Annotated in this window: 18 protein-coding genes; 7 read left to right on the forward strand and 11 right to left on the reverse strand. The window is 44.4% G+C overall.

What is annotated here, in order from left to right; translation table 11 throughout:
* Nucleotides 1-58 precede the first annotated feature (58 nt).
* Complete coding sequence (locus ACLVWP_RS03460; protein WP_413560128.1) at nt 59-454, forward strand: hypothetical protein; 396 nt, start codon at nt 59-61, stop codon at nt 452-454.
* Nucleotides 455-475: 21 nt separating this feature from the next.
* Here the strand turns inward: ACLVWP_RS03460 and thpR are convergent, their stop codons facing one another.
* Nucleotides 476-1,084, reverse strand: a complete 609-nt coding sequence (gene thpR, locus ACLVWP_RS03465) for an RNA 2',3'-cyclic phosphodiesterase (RefSeq protein ID WP_413560129.1) — start codon at nt 1,082-1,084, stop codon at nt 476-478.
* Nucleotides 1,085-1,167: 83 nt separating this feature from the next.
* On the opposite strand from thpR, the gene ACLVWP_RS03470 reads away from it, so the two are divergent.
* A complete protein-coding gene (locus ACLVWP_RS03470) occupies nt 1,168-1,473 on the forward strand; it encodes a putative quinol monooxygenase (RefSeq protein WP_413560131.1) in 306 nt (101 codons plus the stop codon).
* Here the strand turns inward: ACLVWP_RS03470 and ACLVWP_RS03475 are convergent.
* Entirely contained in the window at nt 1,470-2,465 is a 996-nt protein-coding gene (locus ACLVWP_RS03475) for a TerC family protein (protein WP_413560133.1), read from the reverse strand. The genes ACLVWP_RS03470 and ACLVWP_RS03475 overlap by 4 nt on opposite strands.
* Before the next feature lie 104 nt (nt 2,466-2,569).
* Between ACLVWP_RS03475 and ACLVWP_RS03480 the strand changes: the two genes are divergently transcribed.
* Nucleotides 2,570-3,478 (forward strand): LysR family transcriptional regulator, encoded by a 909-nt coding sequence (locus tag ACLVWP_RS03480; RefSeq protein ID WP_413560134.1) that lies wholly within the window; start codon nt 2,570-2,572, stop codon nt 3,476-3,478.
* Here ACLVWP_RS03480 and ACLVWP_RS03485 read toward each other — a convergent pair whose 3' ends face one another.
* The 4 genes from ACLVWP_RS03485 to ACLVWP_RS03500 all read right to left on the reverse strand — a co-directional run bounded on the left by ACLVWP_RS03485 (nt 3,479) and on the right by ACLVWP_RS03500 (nt 8,316).
* Nucleotides 3,479-3,940, reverse strand: a complete 462-nt coding sequence (locus tag ACLVWP_RS03485; protein WP_413560136.1) for a hypothetical protein — start codon at nt 3,938-3,940, stop codon at nt 3,479-3,481.
* The gene (locus ACLVWP_RS03490; protein WP_413560138.1) at nt 3,928-5,385 is read right to left on the reverse strand and encodes a transglycosylase SLT domain-containing protein; all 1,458 of its coding nucleotides are present in this window, start codon (nt 5,383-5,385) and stop codon (nt 3,928-3,930) included. Before ACLVWP_RS03490 ends, ACLVWP_RS03485 begins: the two co-directional genes overlap by 13 nt.
* A 176-nt stretch (nt 5,386-5,561) precedes the next feature.
* Nucleotides 5,562-7,028, reverse strand: a complete 1,467-nt coding sequence (locus ACLVWP_RS03495) for a class I SAM-dependent methyltransferase (RefSeq protein ID WP_413560139.1) — start codon at nt 7,026-7,028, stop codon at nt 5,562-5,564.
* A 181-nt stretch (nt 7,029-7,209) separates the two neighbouring features.
* The gene (locus ACLVWP_RS03500) at nt 7,210-8,316 is read right to left on the reverse strand and encodes a fatty acid desaturase (RefSeq protein WP_413560141.1); all 1,107 of its coding nucleotides are present in this window, start codon (nt 8,314-8,316) and stop codon (nt 7,210-7,212) included.
* A 242-nt stretch (nt 8,317-8,558) separates the two neighbouring features.
* On the opposite strand from ACLVWP_RS03500, the gene ACLVWP_RS03505 reads away from it, so the two are divergent.
* A complete protein-coding gene (locus tag ACLVWP_RS03505; protein ID WP_413560142.1) occupies nt 8,559-9,563 on the forward strand; it encodes a hypothetical protein in 1,005 nt (334 codons plus the stop codon).
* 48 nt (nt 9,564-9,611) lie between these two features.
* Nucleotides 9,612-10,211 (forward strand): DNA repair protein RecO, encoded by a 600-nt coding sequence (gene recO / locus ACLVWP_RS03510; protein WP_413560144.1) that lies wholly within the window; start codon nt 9,612-9,614, stop codon nt 10,209-10,211.
* Here the strand turns inward: recO and ACLVWP_RS03515 are convergent, their stop codons facing one another.
* Nucleotides 10,212-11,102: a tyrosine-type recombinase/integrase gene (locus ACLVWP_RS03515; RefSeq protein ID WP_413560146.1), complete on the reverse strand. Its 891-nt coding sequence runs from the start codon at nt 11,100-11,102 to the stop codon at nt 10,212-10,214.
* A 186-nt stretch (nt 11,103-11,288) separates the two neighbouring features.
* Here ACLVWP_RS03515 and ACLVWP_RS03520 point away from each other — a divergent pair, with 186 nt between their 5' ends.
* Entirely contained in the window at nt 11,289-12,344 is a 1,056-nt protein-coding gene (locus tag ACLVWP_RS03520) for a sigma-54 interaction domain-containing protein (protein ID WP_413560147.1), read from the forward strand.
* Nucleotides 12,345-12,610: 266 nt separating this feature from the next.
* A complete protein-coding gene (locus ACLVWP_RS03525) occupies nt 12,611-13,309 on the forward strand; it encodes a hypothetical protein (protein ID WP_413560149.1) in 699 nt (232 codons plus the stop codon).
* A gap of 1 nt (nt 13,310) precedes the next feature.
* On the opposite strand, the gene ACLVWP_RS03530 is transcribed toward ACLVWP_RS03525, so the two are convergent.
* The 4 genes from ACLVWP_RS03530 to ACLVWP_RS03545 all read right to left on the reverse strand — a co-directional run bounded on the left by ACLVWP_RS03530 (nt 13,311) and on the right by ACLVWP_RS03545 (nt 17,058).
* Complete coding sequence (locus ACLVWP_RS03530; RefSeq protein WP_413560150.1) at nt 13,311-14,459, reverse strand: aminotransferase class V-fold PLP-dependent enzyme; 1,149 nt, start codon at nt 14,457-14,459, stop codon at nt 13,311-13,313.
* Between the two features lie 66 nt (nt 14,460-14,525).
* On the reverse strand, nt 14,526-15,095 hold the full coding sequence (locus tag ACLVWP_RS03535; RefSeq protein ID WP_413560152.1) for a hypothetical protein: 570 nt from the start codon (nt 15,093-15,095) through the stop codon (nt 14,526-14,528).
* Nucleotides 15,096-15,421: 326 nt separating this feature from the next.
* Entirely contained in the window at nt 15,422-16,255 is an 834-nt protein-coding gene (locus ACLVWP_RS03540) for a flagellin (RefSeq protein WP_413560154.1), read from the reverse strand.
* A gap of 542 nt (nt 16,256-16,797) precedes the next feature.
* On the reverse strand, nt 16,798-17,058 hold the full coding sequence (locus ACLVWP_RS03545; RefSeq protein WP_413560156.1) for a hypothetical protein: 261 nt from the start codon (nt 17,056-17,058) through the stop codon (nt 16,798-16,800).
* Nucleotides 17,059-17,097: the final 39 nt, after the last annotated feature.

Raw genomic sequence — 17,097 nt, forward strand, 5'->3', positions numbered from 1 at the left:
CCAGTTTCCAATGTCCAATCTCTAGTCCAAGCGGTACGCTTGGATTCAGGGGGTTGTAATGAGAAACATTTTTGTAGGTTTTCTTCTAAGCTTTATTCCTTTGTTCTCTTTTGCTCAAGCTCAGGCAGAAATTGAGTTGGCTCAATCGTCATCTTTTACGGGAGATCAGTATTACAATTACAACTTCGGTGCGACGTTTGTGAACTCTCGCAAGTATGTGGATTTCACGGTGACTTCTGTGGGTGATGAGCCTTTGCAATTGCAAAAGCTTTTGATCGCAGGTGGTTTTGTGTGGGATGCACAAACAAATTGTCCGGACTTGTTACCAGTGGGACAGAAGTGCACAGTTCGCACGTTCTTCTGGCCTCGTGAAAAGAAAATCTATTCAGGTCGCTTGTATATCGTGTTTGCTCATGGTCGTTCGATCATTAATCTTGGTGGCCGCGGAATCTAGTCTTGGCTCACGCCACAGAGTTTACTCCTCTGTGGCCGTCAGGTTTTCGTCTTGGTCTTTTCCGCTTAGGGTGGCTCTAAAAAGGGGCTTATAGACGGGAAACGCACCCGCTAACTTCGATTCATACAAAACAATTTCACTGACATGAATTTTACCAAAACCCTTACGTTTGAGCGGTGAAATCATGTCTTTGACACTCTTAGGATTGCGCAGGCGCGCGATTGTTAAGTGCGGAGTGAAATCGCGTTTATCGATAAAACTCAGCAAATTTCTTTCTTTCAGAATTCCATCCAGAAGATCTTTGAATTCACCCAGAGCTTTTTTGTTCTGAACTCCCAGCCATAATGTACGAGCATCATGTTCATTGGAAAATGCCCCGATATCGTCAATTTTAAGATCAAACGGCTTTGTCTGTTCACAGGCATCTTGCAAGGCCTGACTCAAGGCTGGGATGCTGTCTTCGGAGGTTTCGCCTAAAAAACTAACGGTGACATGGTAGTTTTCAGGTGGAACCCATTTGATAACCAGTTCTTTTTGATCTGCATTGATCTTCAATTTTTTGTAAAACGGCAAGAAAGTTGTCGCAAGAGGATCGGTCGCGTTCAAGGCAAAGAACAGGCGTTTATTCATGATTTCATTTTAGCAGAAAATCCCAGTTCACCAAGACGTATTATTTGATTGGCTGATAAACTGACAATACGGGGAGAAAAGCCATGATCGTAATGACGTCGAAAATCCAAGTGAAAGCGGAACGAGAACGAGATTTCGTAGGGCTCGCAGCCATTGTCGTCAATCCAGCGAGGGCGGATAAAGGTTGTATGAGTTATGAATTCTTTGAAGACCCACTTGAGCCCGGAGTCTTTATGTTCATTGAAACCTGGAAGAGTTGGGAAGACCTGCATGCTCATTTAGAACAAGGCTACACGAAAGAATTCTATGCAGCCTTGCCTAAGTTTGCAGTCATTCCACCCACCATCACGACCTATGAGTCGCGCGGTGGGCAGCCAATGACCCTTTAGTGCTTATCTTCCGGCGAAGACGCACCTTTTGGTGGGATCAATAAAGACAACGCGATCGAACCACCGATAAACAGAGCGATCACAGCCAAAGAGATACCGATCGGGAAGTGGCCATCAAATACTTTGTTCAACCAAGTCATTTTCAGACCCACGAAGATCAAAGTCAGCGCCAAGCCGTACTTCAACAAGTGGAACTTGTCGACGACACCGGCAAGCAAGAAGTACAACGAACGTAGGCCCAAGATCGCAAAGATATTAGACGTAAATACGATCATAGGTTCTTTCGTCACCGCAAAGATCGCAGGGACGCTGTCCACTGCAAAGATCACGTCAGTGAACTCAAGGAATACCAAGGCGATAAATAGCGGAGTCGCGTAAAGCAGGCCGTTTTCTTTCACAAAGAAGTGGTCACCGTGCATGCGATCGGAAACACGGATGTGCTTACGCATGAACTTGATCAACCAGTTCTTAGACGGATCTGGAGCATGCTCGCTTTGGAACATCATCTTGATACCAGTGATAATCAAGAAAGCACCGAAGATCAGAACAACAGCTTGGTATTGCATCAAGATTGAACCCAGAGCGATAAAGATCGCACGGAATACAAGGGCACCGATGATACCGAAGAACAAAACTCTGTGCTGATACTGCGCTGGAACTCCAAAGAATCCAAACACGACAACAAAGACAAAGATATTATCCACCGACAGGGATTTTTCGATCACATACCCGGTCAAGAACTCAAGTCCGACCTGATTGGCAATCGCCTGATCACCAAACTTCCAGTAGGTATAGCCGTATAAGAGTCCGTTAAAGACCAAGGCCAAAGAAATCCAAGCAATCGACCAAGCGGTTGCTTCTTTAAAGCCAACGGCATGGGAGTGCTTATGAAATACGCCCAAATCCAGGGCGAGCATTCCGATAACAAAACCTAGGAATGCGAGGTAAAACCACCAATACTCAGCAAACGGGAACAATAAAACCTGATCCAATGTAAAGAATCTCCTTATTTAACTCTTCTACTTTATATGATATTCATTCTTCTGAAAAATAGATAAACTGTAATAAGTTATTCGTTTTAAACAAAGGGGTCCCTATGGCTGTTAAGACAACAACCCAAGATTTTCAATGGCTTAACTATCACCACCTGCATTATTTCTTCACGATCGCTCAAGAGGGCAGTATCGCCAAAGCCGCAGAGAGACTTAATATCGGGCAGCCCACCCTCAGTACTCAATTGAAGCAGTTAGAAGAGTCTTTAGGGAAGCCTCTTTTTGAAAGAAGCAAACAACGCCTGCATTTGACAGAGTCAGGGCGCATCGCTTTTGAGTACGCACAGCAAGTATTCAGCCTGGGGGCTGAAATGGTGGAGGTGCTGCAAGATCGCCTTCATAACAATCGCCTCCACGTACAGATTGGCGCCTTGGACAGCGTGCCAAAGGACATCACTCACAAGGTGATCATGCAAGCGTACAAGGCAGGTAACTGCAACATCTCGGTTGTCGAGGGTTCCGGTGATCAACTTTTAAGGGAACTTGAAAATCACCAAGTGGATTTGCTTTTATCAAACTATGCGCCATCGGTGGATTTTCAAAGTGTCTATGCCAAGTCGATTGCGAAACTTCCGGTAGTGGTGTGCGCTTCAGAAAAATACAAGCATCTTAAAAAGAACTTCCCGCAATCTCTGGAAGGTCAGCCCTTCGTGATTCCCACGGTGCACAGTAAACTACGCCGCGAAATCGATCACTACTTCAGTGTGAATCGCATTAAGGTCGATCAAGTTGCAGAGATTCAAGACACCAGCTTGCAAACATTATTAGGAGCAGAGGGTGTGGGGCTTATTCCCGTGGCCGATGCGGTTGCAAAGAAGCTTACGAAAGATGGAAAGCTAATTGTATTGGGTACCATGAAGGGTGTTTACGAGGAGATCTGGCTGATGGCTGCGAATCGTAAAATTGAAAATCCGATCGCAGCCCAAGTAATGAAAGAGTTCTCTTTGAACTAATTATTCGCAGAGAGCTTTAAGAACACGGAAGGCCGTGAACTCAAAATTTGAAACCTTGCTTGGCAATGAGAATTGCAGCTGGTTCCAAGATTGAGACTCGGTCTCTTCGACGTTTTCAACGCCGGCGTCTGTTAACAATCCATTCAGTGCTTTTGCACATTCTGATTTTGTTGCTTTCTTCAAAGTCGTACGATCAAGGGCAACAATCAGGTCTACCATTTCTGATGACTCTGTATCATAAGCTTTGTTAGTCAAAGACGCTTCTCCGATTTGATCGGCTCTTTGAATCACCAATTGTTTAAACTCTTTGGCCAAGGCCAGCTGTTGTCGTTTATCTGTGGAGCCTTCAATGGAGGCCACTGATTTCTCGATCAGATTTTTTGTGTAGGAGTCATTCAATGCCATCGACAACGACGGCACCAACATCATCACCGATACTAGAGGAAGAATTAATTTAAGCATGAGCCCCCCGCAGCACCTTCTTGAACCAAGTCGATCTTGGTTTGAATTTTTGCATAGTAGTTGGCAGTTTCTTTAATACGAGCTTTAGATCCCGCATTGCCCTTGTTCGGGTAAGAGCGAGCATATTCTTTCAGTTCAGCTAGGAAAGTATCCGCATTGGTTACTTTCTTTTTCGCATACTTTGTCGTTAATAGCTTAGTCAGAGGTGTTTTCAAACCTGCATAACCTGTGTTGTGTGACCAGATCATCGTAGCACGTTTGATCTTAGCTAATTCATTTGAAGACAAAGCGAACTTAGCTTTCATTTTTTCATCGTTAAAGATGTTGTTATCAAAGTAATCGTTAGCTTCTTTAAGAGCTGCATAAGTATAGATCATGTTCGTAACGGGATTTCCTTCAGTGATGGAAATACGGTCACAAGTATTTTTAGAACCCATGCGCTTATCCTCTTTAAGGAATTCAGTCGCAAGTTTTTGGCAGCGAGCATCTGGATGAGTCAGTAAGAACTCTTCCGTTTCAGAGATCATTTTATTAACTGCATTGATCGCTGGCTGTGTGAACTGACCGATACCACCGGCACCTGTCTTAGACATGATATTAACGTGGAATCCAGACTCAACAGTGATCATACCGAATACGGCAAGGATGTTTTGTTTTTGAGCGGCAGCAGATTCACCTTCGCCGATATAAGTTTTCATACATTGAGAGACAACTTCAAAGCTGTTGTTGATAAGTGTAAAATAGTTTTCGCTAACACATGGACGGGCTGGGGCATTCTTAGCGTTGCCACCAGAGCACGTTTTATAGTTCACAACCGGACCCGAAGCAGCACTTTGCAAGTACATCGCAGTTTCAATACAAACCGGACGGATCATTGGTTTTTTATTAATAGGAGTGCGGATCAAAGCGCCGATATACGAGTTGCTTGTCTTTTTTCTTTCCAAAGACTCTTCCATATAGTTGTTCTTAGGAGAGCATTCATTGAACTTCATCGCCGCAAATTCACTCGCTACAGAACAGTTCTTACAAGTCACTGATCCTGAAGTGTCGCCTTTGCTGAAGGCCAAAAGATCATTTACTTTGTTCATTTGATCTACTTTTTGAACAGCACTCGCAGAAATAGACTCTTCAGCCTCTTTAGATACAGTTGCTTTCTGCACAGGAAGTGTTGATTTTGACTTAGCCTTTGGATTCGCCTTTGTTTTTTGAGCAGCTTTAACCGCTTTTACCGGTGCTTTTTTAGCAGTCTCTTTAGACGACTTAGTTGTCGTTTTATTAACGATCTCCAAAGGGTAGATCTTTTCAGTATATTGCTGAGATTTCGCTTTAGGCGTAGAAGACGCCATTTCTATCATATCAAATAGAGGAATATTTGATGACGCCAGAGTCGTTGCTCCGCACGTGGCGATCAAGCTGAATTTCAATAAAGTTGCAGTCCATTTCATAGGCATGATTCTCCTCACCTTTTTGGAGGAGCAAGATCATTGCCAAAATGACACAAGTAATATCGGTAGCTTACAGTTGTTGGGGGTGTCTCACTTTGAGACTTCGAAAGAGAGTGACGTAAAGTGTTCTGTCCCTGCCAGGATCAGAACACTTTTGGTTAACACATCGAATGATTTTACTTTTGAATAACGATGAAAAGATTCACGCCCAGAGGCTCTTTTTCAACCCACATTTTCGCGCCTAATCCATCGAATACGCGCAGAAGATCTGCCTCTGTACGGTAAATCAGTGTCCAGTCTAAGAATAGCTCCAGGAAAGGACCGTATTTGTAGTTATCAGCACAGAAGTTTCCAATGATCACTTTGCCACCGGGTTTAACCGCATCGAGCATTCTTTCAGCTGTACGACGGGCAATCGCTTCGGTGAAATAGTCGAACAGCCCTGCCGTATAGATCATATCGTAATTCTTCTCAGGGAAGCCTTGCGCGATGATATTGCGAATAGCCAGGTTGCTAAACTTGAAATCAAAGTTCGATTGGACTTTACGATCAATGGTGTGCAACTGACGGTGAGCATGTTTCAAAGACTCTTCATCTTGGTCAACGCAGGTAAATTCAGCACTTCGGCCTAAGAACTCTTGGGCATCCTGAAGGAAAAGTTGTTGTTCCTTAGCGGGGCCACTAGCGATAGACATCAATTTCAGTTCTTGATCTGGAGAAGTCTCTTGAAATAGTTCTTTGATTTTCTTTGCCAAATAAACGCCACGGTTTCTGACCGCGGTACCAGAAGCGTCTTCGACGAAATATTTATGAATACACTGATCGTAAAGGGTCTTGCCGACAACTTCATCGCGATACAGCTGATTCATCATTTCGTAGTCACCAGCATAGCCGCGCGGTTTGTGGTAGGCACGGTGAGCGAATGGTGCGCCCCACAGTAAAGGTCCCATCTGCTCACGGGCAAATGTCATAGCCCATTTTAGCTGGAACTTATTCATGCTTGTCAGAAGGTTCGGAATCAGAGGGTAGGAAGGGCTTAAAACCGCATTCATATACTTCGCAAAAGCTTCCGCGACGGTTCTGCGGAATTCCAATTCCTTGTGATAGTCATGCAGAGGTTTTTGTTCCTCGATGCGATCAATTTTTGGTTTCAGTGTCGCCAAGAAATCGCGCAGTTCATAAACGAAGACTTTGAATTCCACGGGCAACTGAGCCACGCCACGGGAATATGCATTTTGCTCTTCCATAGCGATGTGAGCAGCCTCATTTGCCTTTATAAGCTCAACATTCAACGGCTCATTCATGATATCTAAGCCAATGATGATTTCATTGTTTTTGCCATCTGCTAGGCGTTCTGATTGGGCCCAGCGCACATGGAGCTTTTGCAGGGGAGTGGATTGAAAGACCACGTTACATTCCGTCGTGATGTGGGCTTTAAAATATTGTTCAACCTGAGGGAGTTCTTCGGGAGTCACGATCACCGAGCAACCAAAGATGCTGACATCATGAATAGCAGCTTTGTATCCGCCAAATTCAAGAAAGCATGATTGAGGGGCGATCTGTGAGCGATCCTGTCTAATAGAACGTTGTTGGGCTTTTCTTTCGACGCTAAAGCCCTCTTGCTGTAATGCTGATTCACCCACGAATGTCCTCCTTGACGTTCAAATCCTAAAAAGTGGTGTATTCAGTCATATTAAATAGAAATTTAATTAGTAGAAATGCCAACGAACATATCTAGACATAGAGCTATAATTGTTTTGTATGATTGGAATAAAAAAAGCCCGCTATAGAGCGGGCTTTTGAGATTTTTGTAATCAAGATTTTTTAAACAGAACGAAGGTGCAGTTTCCAGAGCTTCATGCCCATTTGGAATTCAAGGTGGGCAACTTCCATTTCGCGTCTTAGCTCAGCAAGTTTGTGATCGTAAGCTTCTTTAAGCTCTTCGCGCTTACGAACAGCATCTGCTTTGAACTGTTCGTAGTCTTCACGAAGCTTTTTGATCTTTGCTTGAGCGTCGATGATTTTTTCTCTCATCGCATTTAGTTGCTCATCCGCAAAGCCCACTTTTTTAAGTTCAGCAGATTCAGCTTGAAGGCGCGCTTTCAAAATTTCTACGTTAGAGATTTGGCGTAGTTTGTAAGCCAAGCCCATGTAGTTCAAAGATTTGATAACCCACTTAGTTGGATCCCAGTGATACCACTTGATACCGTTGCGGTAGTCGATTTGGAACTTGTGGTGGAAGTTATGGTAACCCTCACCATGAGTTAGAATCGCTACGAACCAAGAGTCACGAGCAGAGATCTCTTTGGAGTAAGTTTGTTTGCCCAAAGTGTGGCACAAAGAGTTAATGAAAAATGTGGACTGCTGAGTCAAAAAGATTCTCAAACCGCCCGCCATAACGAATCCACCCAGCCAAGAACCCATTGCTCCACCGATCAACGTTGGAACTAGGAAACCCATAACCATCGCCAAGGGAACGAAGTACTTGTCTTGAAGCTTCACCATCCAGTCTTTTTCAAGATCTGGAGCATGGATTTTTTGATCCACAGAATCCTTAAAGAACATCCAGCCCATGTGTGCGTACCAGAAGCCTTCGTTGATGTTGTAAGGGTCTTTTTCGCCATCGATGTGCGTGTGGTGACGACGGTGATCTGAAGACCATTTCAAAGCAGAGCCTTGGAATGCAGAAGCACCAATCAGAAGGAAAATCGCCTTAGCAACGGGGTGAGCATCGTAGCTTTTATGTGAAAACAAACGGTGATAACCAGCCGTGATACTCAAGTTAGTAGCTGCCGCAAAGATCAATGCGAAAAGGGCGATACCCCACTCAAAACCATGAGTGTAGAAATAAATTGGCATGAGGATAAACGTGACCAACGGGTTCAGTGTCAGGAAAAGGGCCACGGGCCATTCAATTCGTTTTTTTGTCATTTGTACCTCTGATTAAAATCTAACAGAGGCGCAATATTTTCGATACATAATTTAAGCCAGCGCCAAGCGGTGTCGCGTCTTGGGACCGCATAAAAGCCTTGAATGGCTCGTGTAGTCATATTTCAAATCGGCTACGTTAGTTCCGGGATAGAGATGAAAGTTAATTATTTTTCGCAAGCTTTCTTGAGGTCGGACCTTCGTCCAACGCGCTTTCGCAAACGACTAAGCAAACGCCTAAATAGATGTTAGCGTCATTGTATATGTATATCGATGTGGCGCGACCGGAAACCTGGGATGAACTCAATGACTCCTTGAAGATGCAAATTGGATTGCCAGATCCATTGCGTGCTCGTGCCTTCAAAGGCTTGGCCCATGCGGTTTTTGAGATTACTCAAGGCAGTGCTCAATTCATGGCTCATAAAAAGGCTATTGGTTGTATCAAAGGGCAGACGCCAACATTTGAAAATCTACTCCCGTACTACTACAAAGAAACTTATGAAGTGAATCTCATTTCGCATTTGCAGTTGCAAGATGTGAAGGGCTGGGTGGATGGCTTAAAAAAAGACACAAACTTTGTGGTCTTTGCGGAAGATCATCCAGTGACGGGAGAGATTTATCCCTTTGTTGAAGAGCTAGATAAGTTACTGAACGAAAAACGTATTTATTCTTTCCGTATTTCTCACGCACGTCACTTCTATGAAAATGTGGAAGTGCGTCCTTACTCGGTTCGTCTGTGTTCTTATACGGGAAATCTGGCTATCGCAGTCTTAGGCGAGCGCTTCCGTTGCCCTCCGATGTTTGTACAGAACATGGATTGGAATCATGCCGAGGTTTTACAGGAAGTTGTTGTTGCCCGTGAAGGTCGCGTGGTGAATCCATCTTTGGTTGGTGCCTTCGAGGCCTCGATGCTGGATATCTGCAAAGGCTATTTTGATTCAGAAAAATTACGCGTATTTGATCGTGCGGTTTTAGTTTTCAAAGACACCAGTGCTGAGGCTTTGGCCGAAAAAGTTTTCGCCAAGCTGGGACTTAGCAGTGAAGAGGGTTGGACCATGGTGGATAGCACCAATATGTGTAAATGGTCCGGCGTTAAGATGTTCAATCAATGGTGGGAGCCAAAACCGAGTAACGAAACCCTCCGTGGGCTTTTGGTGGCGGGGATTGAAATCCTAGAAAACCCTCAATTTGCCAAAGCCATCAGGGAGAGCTTGAAAGAGCTCCTGGAAGAGCAAACCTGGTCCGTTTAACATTGAGCTAAGCATTGCCAAATCCGCCTCCAGTGCGTATTTAAAGGTATGTCTCAGGCTAAGGATAAATTCATCATTCTGCGCAAAGTGAAGTACGGTGAGTCCGATCTCATCATTCACGCGATTTCTCCGCAGGGGGAAAAGTTATCCTTTATTGCCCGTGGTGCGCTGAAAAGTAAAAAGCGCTTTGGCGGAGGGATTTTAGAACCCACGCACTTCGTGAACTTCATCTATAAGCAAAGTTCTGAAGAGGGGCGCATGCACGTCTTGCAAGAGGCGACCTTGATCAATGATTTTCCGGGGATCCGCCAAGACTATGATCATCTGGAATTTGCACTGCATGTCCTTGATTGTGTCGGCAAGGTTTCACAAGAGGGCGACAAACACTCTGACTTTTTGTTCAATCTTTTGGGACATACCTTAAAGTCGATTGAAGCCGCTCAAGATGTTTTGGTTTTGAAAATGCATTTTTATCTGCGCTTTATGCTTCAACAAGGTGTCATCCAACCAGAGCCTTGGATGGGACCATTCTTAAAAACGAATCTGGCAGATACGAACACACTGATTCCTCATCGCCAAATCGTCGACGAAGAATTGAACAACGTCGAAAACATGGTTCGACATTATATCGCTCACGCTGTCGTATAGTTATTTGCCTTTGCCCAACGGGTGAAGGGCTTCCATCGTTCTTGCTAATTGATCAATACCAAGATGAGTGTACTTTTCAGTCGCTTGCAGGCTTTCGTGACCCAGCATCTCTTGTAACGTGCGCAAGTTCGCTCCACTGGAAAGCAGGTGAGTGGCGAAGCTATGTCTCAAAGCATGGGGATGTAGAGGTTTCAGCAGTCCCGCACGAACACCACTTTGGCGAACCATCTCATAGGCAGTTCGTTGCACCAGGGGAGTCTCACCAAAAACGTACTCGTCAAAGCCGCCTTCTTTTTTCCACTTCTGAAGAGCGGTGACAGTCATTCCTGGCAAAGCCACGACACGTTCTTTATTTCCCTTACCTTTTACTCGCAGAGTTTTTTGCGGGAATTGAATTTCATTCCAGCGCACATTGCAGGCTTCGCTCACACGCAGTCCTGCTCCATACAATAACAGGAAGAGAACCTTTTCTCGGAGGGGAACATCCTTATCGCGGTCGAACGTGTGCAGTACGGCCAGCGCCTCATCCACACTCAGAAAATGCGGTAACTTTCGGGGTACTTTCGGGCAGGTAACTTGAAGTGACAGATCTCTCTCTAGGAGATCCTCGACCACATAGGCCCAGTGGAAAAAGCTCTTCAAAGTGGCAGCTTTTCGGTTCCTGGAGGCCAGCGAAAGGGTCGCCCAACGGTTGAAGGCGGCCCTCACCTCAGCCATCAATTCAGCCTCGGAATATGAGGTTTTCGTCGATTGTGAGTGTTTGTCTAATTTGAAGGCCTGCTGCAAATCGAGGGTATAGTGCTTAATTGTAAGGGGGGAGGCGGACTTAATAAAAGTCATGTATTTCAGGTATTTATCTATATTTTTTGTGAGCTCAAAACTCTTGCTCATAAGCACCCTGAAGTATCGGCTCCGGGCATGGGGAATAAAAAAATTCTAACGCCATGCATTTTTTTTATTGAAAAAGGTACAGGACTAAGGTTATAACTCAATGCGTCGGAAGCGTCTCACACTGAGTCATTCAAAGTGAGACAGCGTCCAAAACTCTTATGAAGAACGTTACCGAAAGGTGGAGCCATGAACGATAACAATTCTACGATCCTGCCCTCTTCTCAGAATGCTAACCAAGTTATGTGGAATACAAACACAACTTCTAAAGTGATGGAAAACAAGACCATCGTCTACACATCTGAAGTTATGGGCAACTTGATGAAAATGATCGACCGCGTAGCTCCATCAGGCGCAAACATCCTAGTACTGGGTGAGTCTGGTACAGGTAAAGAGTTGATCGCTCGTTCTATCCACGATCGTTCAAACCGTAAAAACAAACCATTCGTTGCAATCAACTGCGGTGCTCTTCGTGAGACATTGCTTGAGTCTGAGCTTTTCGGTCACGAAAAGGGTTCTTTCACTGGCGCTTACAACCGTAAAATCGGTTTGGCTGAAGCTGCTAACGGTGGGACATTGTTCCTAGACGAAATCGGTGAACTTGATCCAGCTATCCAAGCTAAACTTTTGCGCTTCATCCAAGAAGGCGAAATGTTCCGCGTAGGTGGCAAAGATCCAATTAAAGTAGATATCCGTATTATCTGTGCGACGAACCGTGAGTTGGATCAAGAAGTTGTTCGCGGTAACTTCCGTGAAGACTTGTTCTATCGTATCAACACGATCGTAGTAAGTGCTCCGCCACTTCGCCGTCGTAAAGAAGACATTCCTTCTTTGATCAACCATTTCTTGAATAACTCTCAACACGCATACTTGAACCGTGGTCGTACGGTTTCTGAAGATGCAATGAAGATTTTGATGAAATACGAGTGGCCAGGTAACATCCGTGAGCTACAAAACGTGTGCGAAAGACTACAAATCTTGTCTGACGGCCACATGATCATGTTGAACGATCTTCCAGAGAACATCAGAAACCCTGAGTCTCAAAAAGACGTGATCGAGTACGATCCAAACATGACTTTGCATGATCTTGAAAAACGTTACATCTTGAAGGCTCTTCAGCACTTCGGTGGTAACAAAACTCAAGCGGCAAACAACTTGGGTATCACGATCAAGACTCTTTATAACAAACTTCATGAATACGGCGAGTTCGAAAAATTCGCAGTTCACACGAAGCCAGCTAAGTAGTCTGTTCCAGCTCCGGTTCTGCCGGAGCCCCGCTCTTCATAATTGAATAACGTTCTTAAAGCCCTGTGGGGGTTCCTCTCTCTTCCCCTCACAGGGCTTTTTCTTTTGGAGTTTCGGGACCTTCTAGGCGCGGCGGGGATTGTCTCTGTATAAGACGTTTACACCTGGGTGTGTGTTTATTTCAATTTGAGGGTGGTCTGGATTCTGCTTTGTAAGGTGATGTCGAAAGATTAACTTTTGCCCTTCATTGGGCGTGACAAGGTGGAATGATGAAAACTTTTAAAGCTATTATCGCAACAGCAGTTGTTACTTTGAGTGCTTCAATGAGTTTCGCAGGTGTGGGTGACTACCCAACAGAACTAGCTAATTGTAAGAGCGTTCTGGCTCAAGCAGGTTTCCGTGATGACGCAGAAACTGATCGCGCTTGTAAATCAGGCTTCAGAAATGATGGTGGCGGTTACGCAGCTTGTATGCTTAATATGACAATCATCGGTTTGCCTTTGACGGCTTCTAGCCAGTTCATCCAAAACCAAAAAGTAGTCACTGCAGCGGAAGTGTGCGCGCAAGGTACAGGTTCTTCAGATGACTCTCGCTTCATTAACTGTGCATTCGATCAAGCTAATGCAATGAGAGCACAAGGTATGCAAGTGAACTCTCAATTGGGTGAAACAGCAGTTCGTAACTGTGTGGCTTCTACAGGTTCAAGAATGTACCGCCCACAAAACCAACTGACTAACGGTGCAACTTTCCAAAGAGAATCTAACGAAGTGATCGAGCAACGTGCTAACCACCAGTACAATACAATGTACCGTGAAGGCTCTGCTCCAAGAATGCACAACTCTTCAGTTCCTTCATACCCATCTCGCGCTCAACAAGTTCAGCACCAACAAGCGCCAGCTGTGGAAACGGGTACTTCAGATACAATGGATAACTCAGTACTTTCTGACCTTCCATCTGTAGAGTAGTTTAGATTTTCACGACCGCATCTTTGATGTCGGCAAAATCGTGATACAAGCCAAAACCGAATCTTAAACGTGAGCCCCGGGAGTCCGTCACAAGACCCCGGGTTTTCATTTTTTGAACCAGCTCCGAAGTCGCCTCTGACGAAGGTAAATTGAAAGTCAGAAAGTGCCCGTGGTTTTTAAGATCAAATGCCAAAAGGTTCGCGCGATTTACTAAAGGATGATGATGGCGATCGAGTTCCGCTAAGAACTGATGTTGGTTCTGCTGAATCAAGGTGTGAATCTTAGTGACCGTCAGTCCCTCATCCCGGAACTTTTCCAAAGTCGCGATCAAGCGATACATTGCCGAAAAATCCATGGTACTGCCCGCATACTGAAGAGCATCCGTGGGATAGCCGACCTCATCACCAATGGCTGATAATTTTGAAAGTTCCGCAAACCATCCTGTATATAAAGGACGATGGCGAGTGGAGGGCGGAACGTACAAAAAGCAACAGCCTTCTCCGCCTTGCGCATACTTATAAGAACCCGCCACATAAAAAACGCGGTCTTGGATAGGGTTCAGATTTAAAGGCACCGCCATAAAGGAATGATAGCCATCAATAACAAAAGGGCAGTTCGAGGGAGCATCTTTCACCAAGCGCTCGACATCGCAGACCATTCCCGAGTTGAAAAAGACATGGCTGACAAAGATCAGGTTCCAGTCGGCTGATTCCATCGCTTGTTCGAAACGCTCATGGAAAGTATCGAAGGGGAGTGTGGGGATCTTCACAACTTCAAAATGTGGCAACTCAGAAAGACGATTGATCTGGCGATCAAAAGAATAGAATTCGGAATCGGTCGTTAAGATACGAACCTTTTGATTCCAATCCAATGAACTCAACAGGCGAAATACAAACTCATGAGTGTTCGGAGCAAATACGATTTGCTCTGGGTAACCAAGATTTAAAACCTCAGCAATCAAATGCTGTGCTTGAGGAACCTTAACAGAAAAGATGTGTTCCCACTTGTCGTCGACAAACTTGGCGGTGTCGTCCCAGTATTGCAGTTGAGCGTCGCGAGTGATGTCAGGCCAATAGTGATGGCTGTGGCAAGCAAAGTGGTGATGGGATGGGTTCGCTTTAATAAATCTTTTATACAGATGTTTGTACATGAAGCGATGATAATAAAAAAGGGAGTCGTTGACTCCCTTTTTTTGATTGCGATGTGCAATTAGATACTAGAAGTAACCTTCGTCGTCGCCTTCTTCGTCTTCTTCTTCATCATCTTCGTCTTCATCATCAGACTTTTCTTGCATATCGTCTTCAGAATCTTCGTCTTCCATGTCTTCGAAAGAATCGTCTGACTCTTCGCCTTCAGCTTCTTCGTCATCGTTCCATTCGTCGTCAGAAGATACAGATTCTTCTTCGATATCAACCATTGTATCCATTTCAGTTTCATCGTCGAAATCAGAAGCGATTTCAACTGGAGCAACTGCTGCTACTGGTTTTACTTCTTTTTCAACTTTAGCTTTTGGAGCTGCAGCTTTTTTAGGAGCGGCTTTTTTCGCTGCAGGTTTTTTAGCAGCTTTCTTAGGAGCTGCTTTTTTTGCAGCGGCTTTTTTAGGAGCAGCCTTTTTAGCTGGCTTAGCAGCTTTCTTAGTTACTTTTTTCGCAGGTTTTTTAGCGGCTTTTTTAGGAGCAGCTTTCTTTGCTGGTTTAGCAGCTTTTTTTACTGCTTTTTTAGCTGGCTTAGCAGCCTTTTTAGTTACTTTTTTTGCTGGTTTTGCTTTTGCTTTTTTCTTTGCCATGGCGTTGCTCCCTCGAGGTAGTCGTATGTAAAAATCGATGCCCTCATAGACTAACGAGGTTCTTTATTCGAGGCAAATCAAAATAGAATCTCGTCGTTAAGTCTGGCTCCGAATGAAAATCGCGGATCATTACGGAATTATCATAGCGAACAAAAGTTTTTACTCGAGGTCCTCACGCGCAAAGTTGTGCGCAAATCGGGTGGGGATGGATAGATATTTAGTATTTCTAAGTAATTGATATTAGGGGTGAAAACGAAAAAACCCGGCAAGTTTCCTTACCGGGTTTAAGTTATTTAAGTAACTTCGTTCAGTCCGTTGAGCCGAAATTAACCGATTAGTTTCAAAGCCAATTGGTTAGTTTGGTTCGCTTGAGCCAAAGTAGAAGTACCAGCTTGCAACAAGATGTTGTTACGAGTCATCTCAGAAGATGCCTGAGCTACGTCTGTATCACGGATACGGCTGTTAGCTGCTGACATGTTCTCTACTGCAACACCCAAGTTGTCTACAGTTGAAGTCAAACGATTTTGAAGGGCACCCAAGTTAGCGCGTGTACCATTCACAGAAGTTTGAGCATCATCAAGTTTCGCAAGAGATTCCTGAGCACCTTCTTTAGAAGAGAAGTCGATGCCAGAAAGACCCAAAGAATCGATAGTAGCTACGTTTTCTTGAGCTTTGAAGGAGATACGATCTTCTTCAGCGTTGTTGCGGATACCTACTTGGAAATCGAAGCTTGGTGAAGAACCATCCAACAATTTCGTAGTACCCCAAGTTGTAACGTTAGCGATACGTTGCATCTCTTCTTTAAGTTGAACAACCTCTTTATTCAACATGCCACGCTCTTTGTCACCGATAGTGTCAGAAGAAGCTTGGATACCTAGCTCACGAAGACGTACGATGATGTTACCGATTTCGTTCAACCCACCCTCAGCAGTTTGAACCATGGAGATACCATCGTTCGCATTACGTTGAGCTTGTGAAGCAGAGCGGATCTGAGCTTTGAAGCTTTCAGAAATCGCCAAACCTGCAGCATCGTCAGCAGCTTTATTGATACGTGAACCAGAAGCCAATTTCGCCATTGAATCGTTGATAGTTCTTTGTGAACCGATCAAGTTTCTTTGAGCGTTAATAGCAGCCATGTTTGTTGTTACTCTCATTCCCATTTTAAAATCCTCCGTTAAAATTTATTTTTCATATATAAAACCCTCCTTGATTGTTTTTTGGGTGAGCAGAACCTACTTCTGCTTGCCCGGCACCGACATCCGAGTCTGTGCTTTTGGCCGTTTAGCCTTGTGGACCATGCTGTGCTTTATGTTCATTCAGGTTTTTCAACCTCTTGTTCCAGCGCACAGCTTTGAACAATCTGTTGTTCATTTTTATTTCATCCTTGAAGGCCCTCCTTTCGGTATTAGCAAGAGAGTGACCTTCTCTCTTGACTCCTTCTGAGTGAATCTTTGATGTGATTAAGATCGGGATTTGGGAGGTACTCTTGACAGGACGTGAGGCGGGATTTGTCTTATTTCGACAATACTAGTCGAAGGCCAGATCTGGGATTCAAGACGTAAGATTGTCCTGAATCACTAAGATACAATACTTTCAGAGGGAAAAAAGCGATTTTCCTAGACGAAGATAACGTCAAATTCCCCCATCGGACGATGGTTAGAGAAATAATCGCTTTAAGAATTCTTAAAAACTTTGAAGGGAACTAATCGATTTCGATAAAACGGCAGAATGCCATGTTGCCAGCTAAGGCGTATTGATGTGTCTGCGTTGCTTTCAAGTGATGTTGTGGGTTGTATCCCAGGGTGCAAATCACAGTTTCACTGGCAAAATGGGTGCAGTCTTCACAAGAAAAACGCGTGTCATACTTCAAAAAATCAGCCGGATTCACTGTGTCTTTGTGAATAGAGGGGCGGATGCGAGGCTTGGATTTACCTTTTCCTTTAGGATTAACAATACCTGGCATTTTATAAAGTCCTTGGAGTTGACAATGGCGAAATAGACC

It is taken from the genome of Bdellovibrio sp. HCB209 (assembly GCF_047306065.1).
Taxonomy (GTDB): Bacteria; Bdellovibrionota; Bdellovibrionia; order Bdellovibrionales; family Bdellovibrionaceae; genus Bdellovibrio.

What these genes read in the sequence shown, in the direction of transcription:
- ACLVWP_RS03460 (WP_413560128.1), top strand. Translation starts at nt 59, where the DNA reads ATGAGAAACATTTTTGTAGGTTTTCTTCTAAGCTTTATTCCTTTGTTC.
- thpR (WP_413560129.1), bottom strand. Translation starts at nt 1,084, where the DNA reads ATGAATAAACGCCTGTTCTTTGCCTTGAACGCGACCGATCCTCTTGCG.
- ACLVWP_RS03470 (WP_413560131.1), top strand. Translation starts at nt 1,168, where the DNA reads ATGATCGTAATGACGTCGAAAATCCAAGTGAAAGCGGAACGAGAACGA.
- ACLVWP_RS03480 (WP_413560134.1), top strand. Translation starts at nt 2,570, where the DNA reads ATGGCTGTTAAGACAACAACCCAAGATTTTCAATGGCTTAACTATCAC.
- ACLVWP_RS03485 (WP_413560136.1), bottom strand. Translation starts at nt 3,940, where the DNA reads ATGCTTAAATTAATTCTTCCTCTAGTATCGGTGATGATGTTGGTGCCG.
- ACLVWP_RS03490 (WP_413560138.1), bottom strand. Translation starts at nt 5,385, where the DNA reads ATGAAATGGACTGCAACTTTATTGAAATTCAGCTTGATCGCCACGTGC.
- ACLVWP_RS03500 (WP_413560141.1), bottom strand. Translation starts at nt 8,316, where the DNA reads ATGACAAAAAAACGAATTGAATGGCCCGTGGCCCTTTTCCTGACACTG.
- ACLVWP_RS03505 (WP_413560142.1), top strand. Translation starts at nt 8,559, where the DNA reads ATGTTAGCGTCATTGTATATGTATATCGATGTGGCGCGACCGGAAACC.
- recO (WP_413560144.1), top strand. Translation starts at nt 9,612, where the DNA reads ATGTCTCAGGCTAAGGATAAATTCATCATTCTGCGCAAAGTGAAGTAC.
- ACLVWP_RS03515 (WP_413560146.1), bottom strand. Translation starts at nt 11,102, where the DNA reads ATGAGCAAGAGTTTTGAGCTCACAAAAAATATAGATAAATACCTGAAA.
- ACLVWP_RS03520 (WP_413560147.1), top strand. Translation starts at nt 11,289, where the DNA reads ATGAACGATAACAATTCTACGATCCTGCCCTCTTCTCAGAATGCTAAC.
- ACLVWP_RS03525 (WP_413560149.1), top strand. Translation starts at nt 12,611, where the DNA reads ATGATGAAAACTTTTAAAGCTATTATCGCAACAGCAGTTGTTACTTTG.
- ACLVWP_RS03530 (WP_413560150.1), bottom strand. Translation starts at nt 14,459, where the DNA reads ATGTACAAACATCTGTATAAAAGATTTATTAAAGCGAACCCATCCCAT.
- ACLVWP_RS03535 (WP_413560152.1), bottom strand. Translation starts at nt 15,095, where the DNA reads ATGGCAAAGAAAAAAGCAAAAGCAAAACCAGCAAAAAAAGTAACTAAA.
- ACLVWP_RS03540 (WP_413560154.1), bottom strand. Translation starts at nt 16,255, where the DNA reads ATGGGAATGAGAGTAACAACAAACATGGCTGCTATTAACGCTCAAAGA.
- ACLVWP_RS03545 (WP_413560156.1), bottom strand. Translation starts at nt 17,058, where the DNA reads ATGCCAGGTATTGTTAATCCTAAAGGAAAAGGTAAATCCAAGCCTCGC.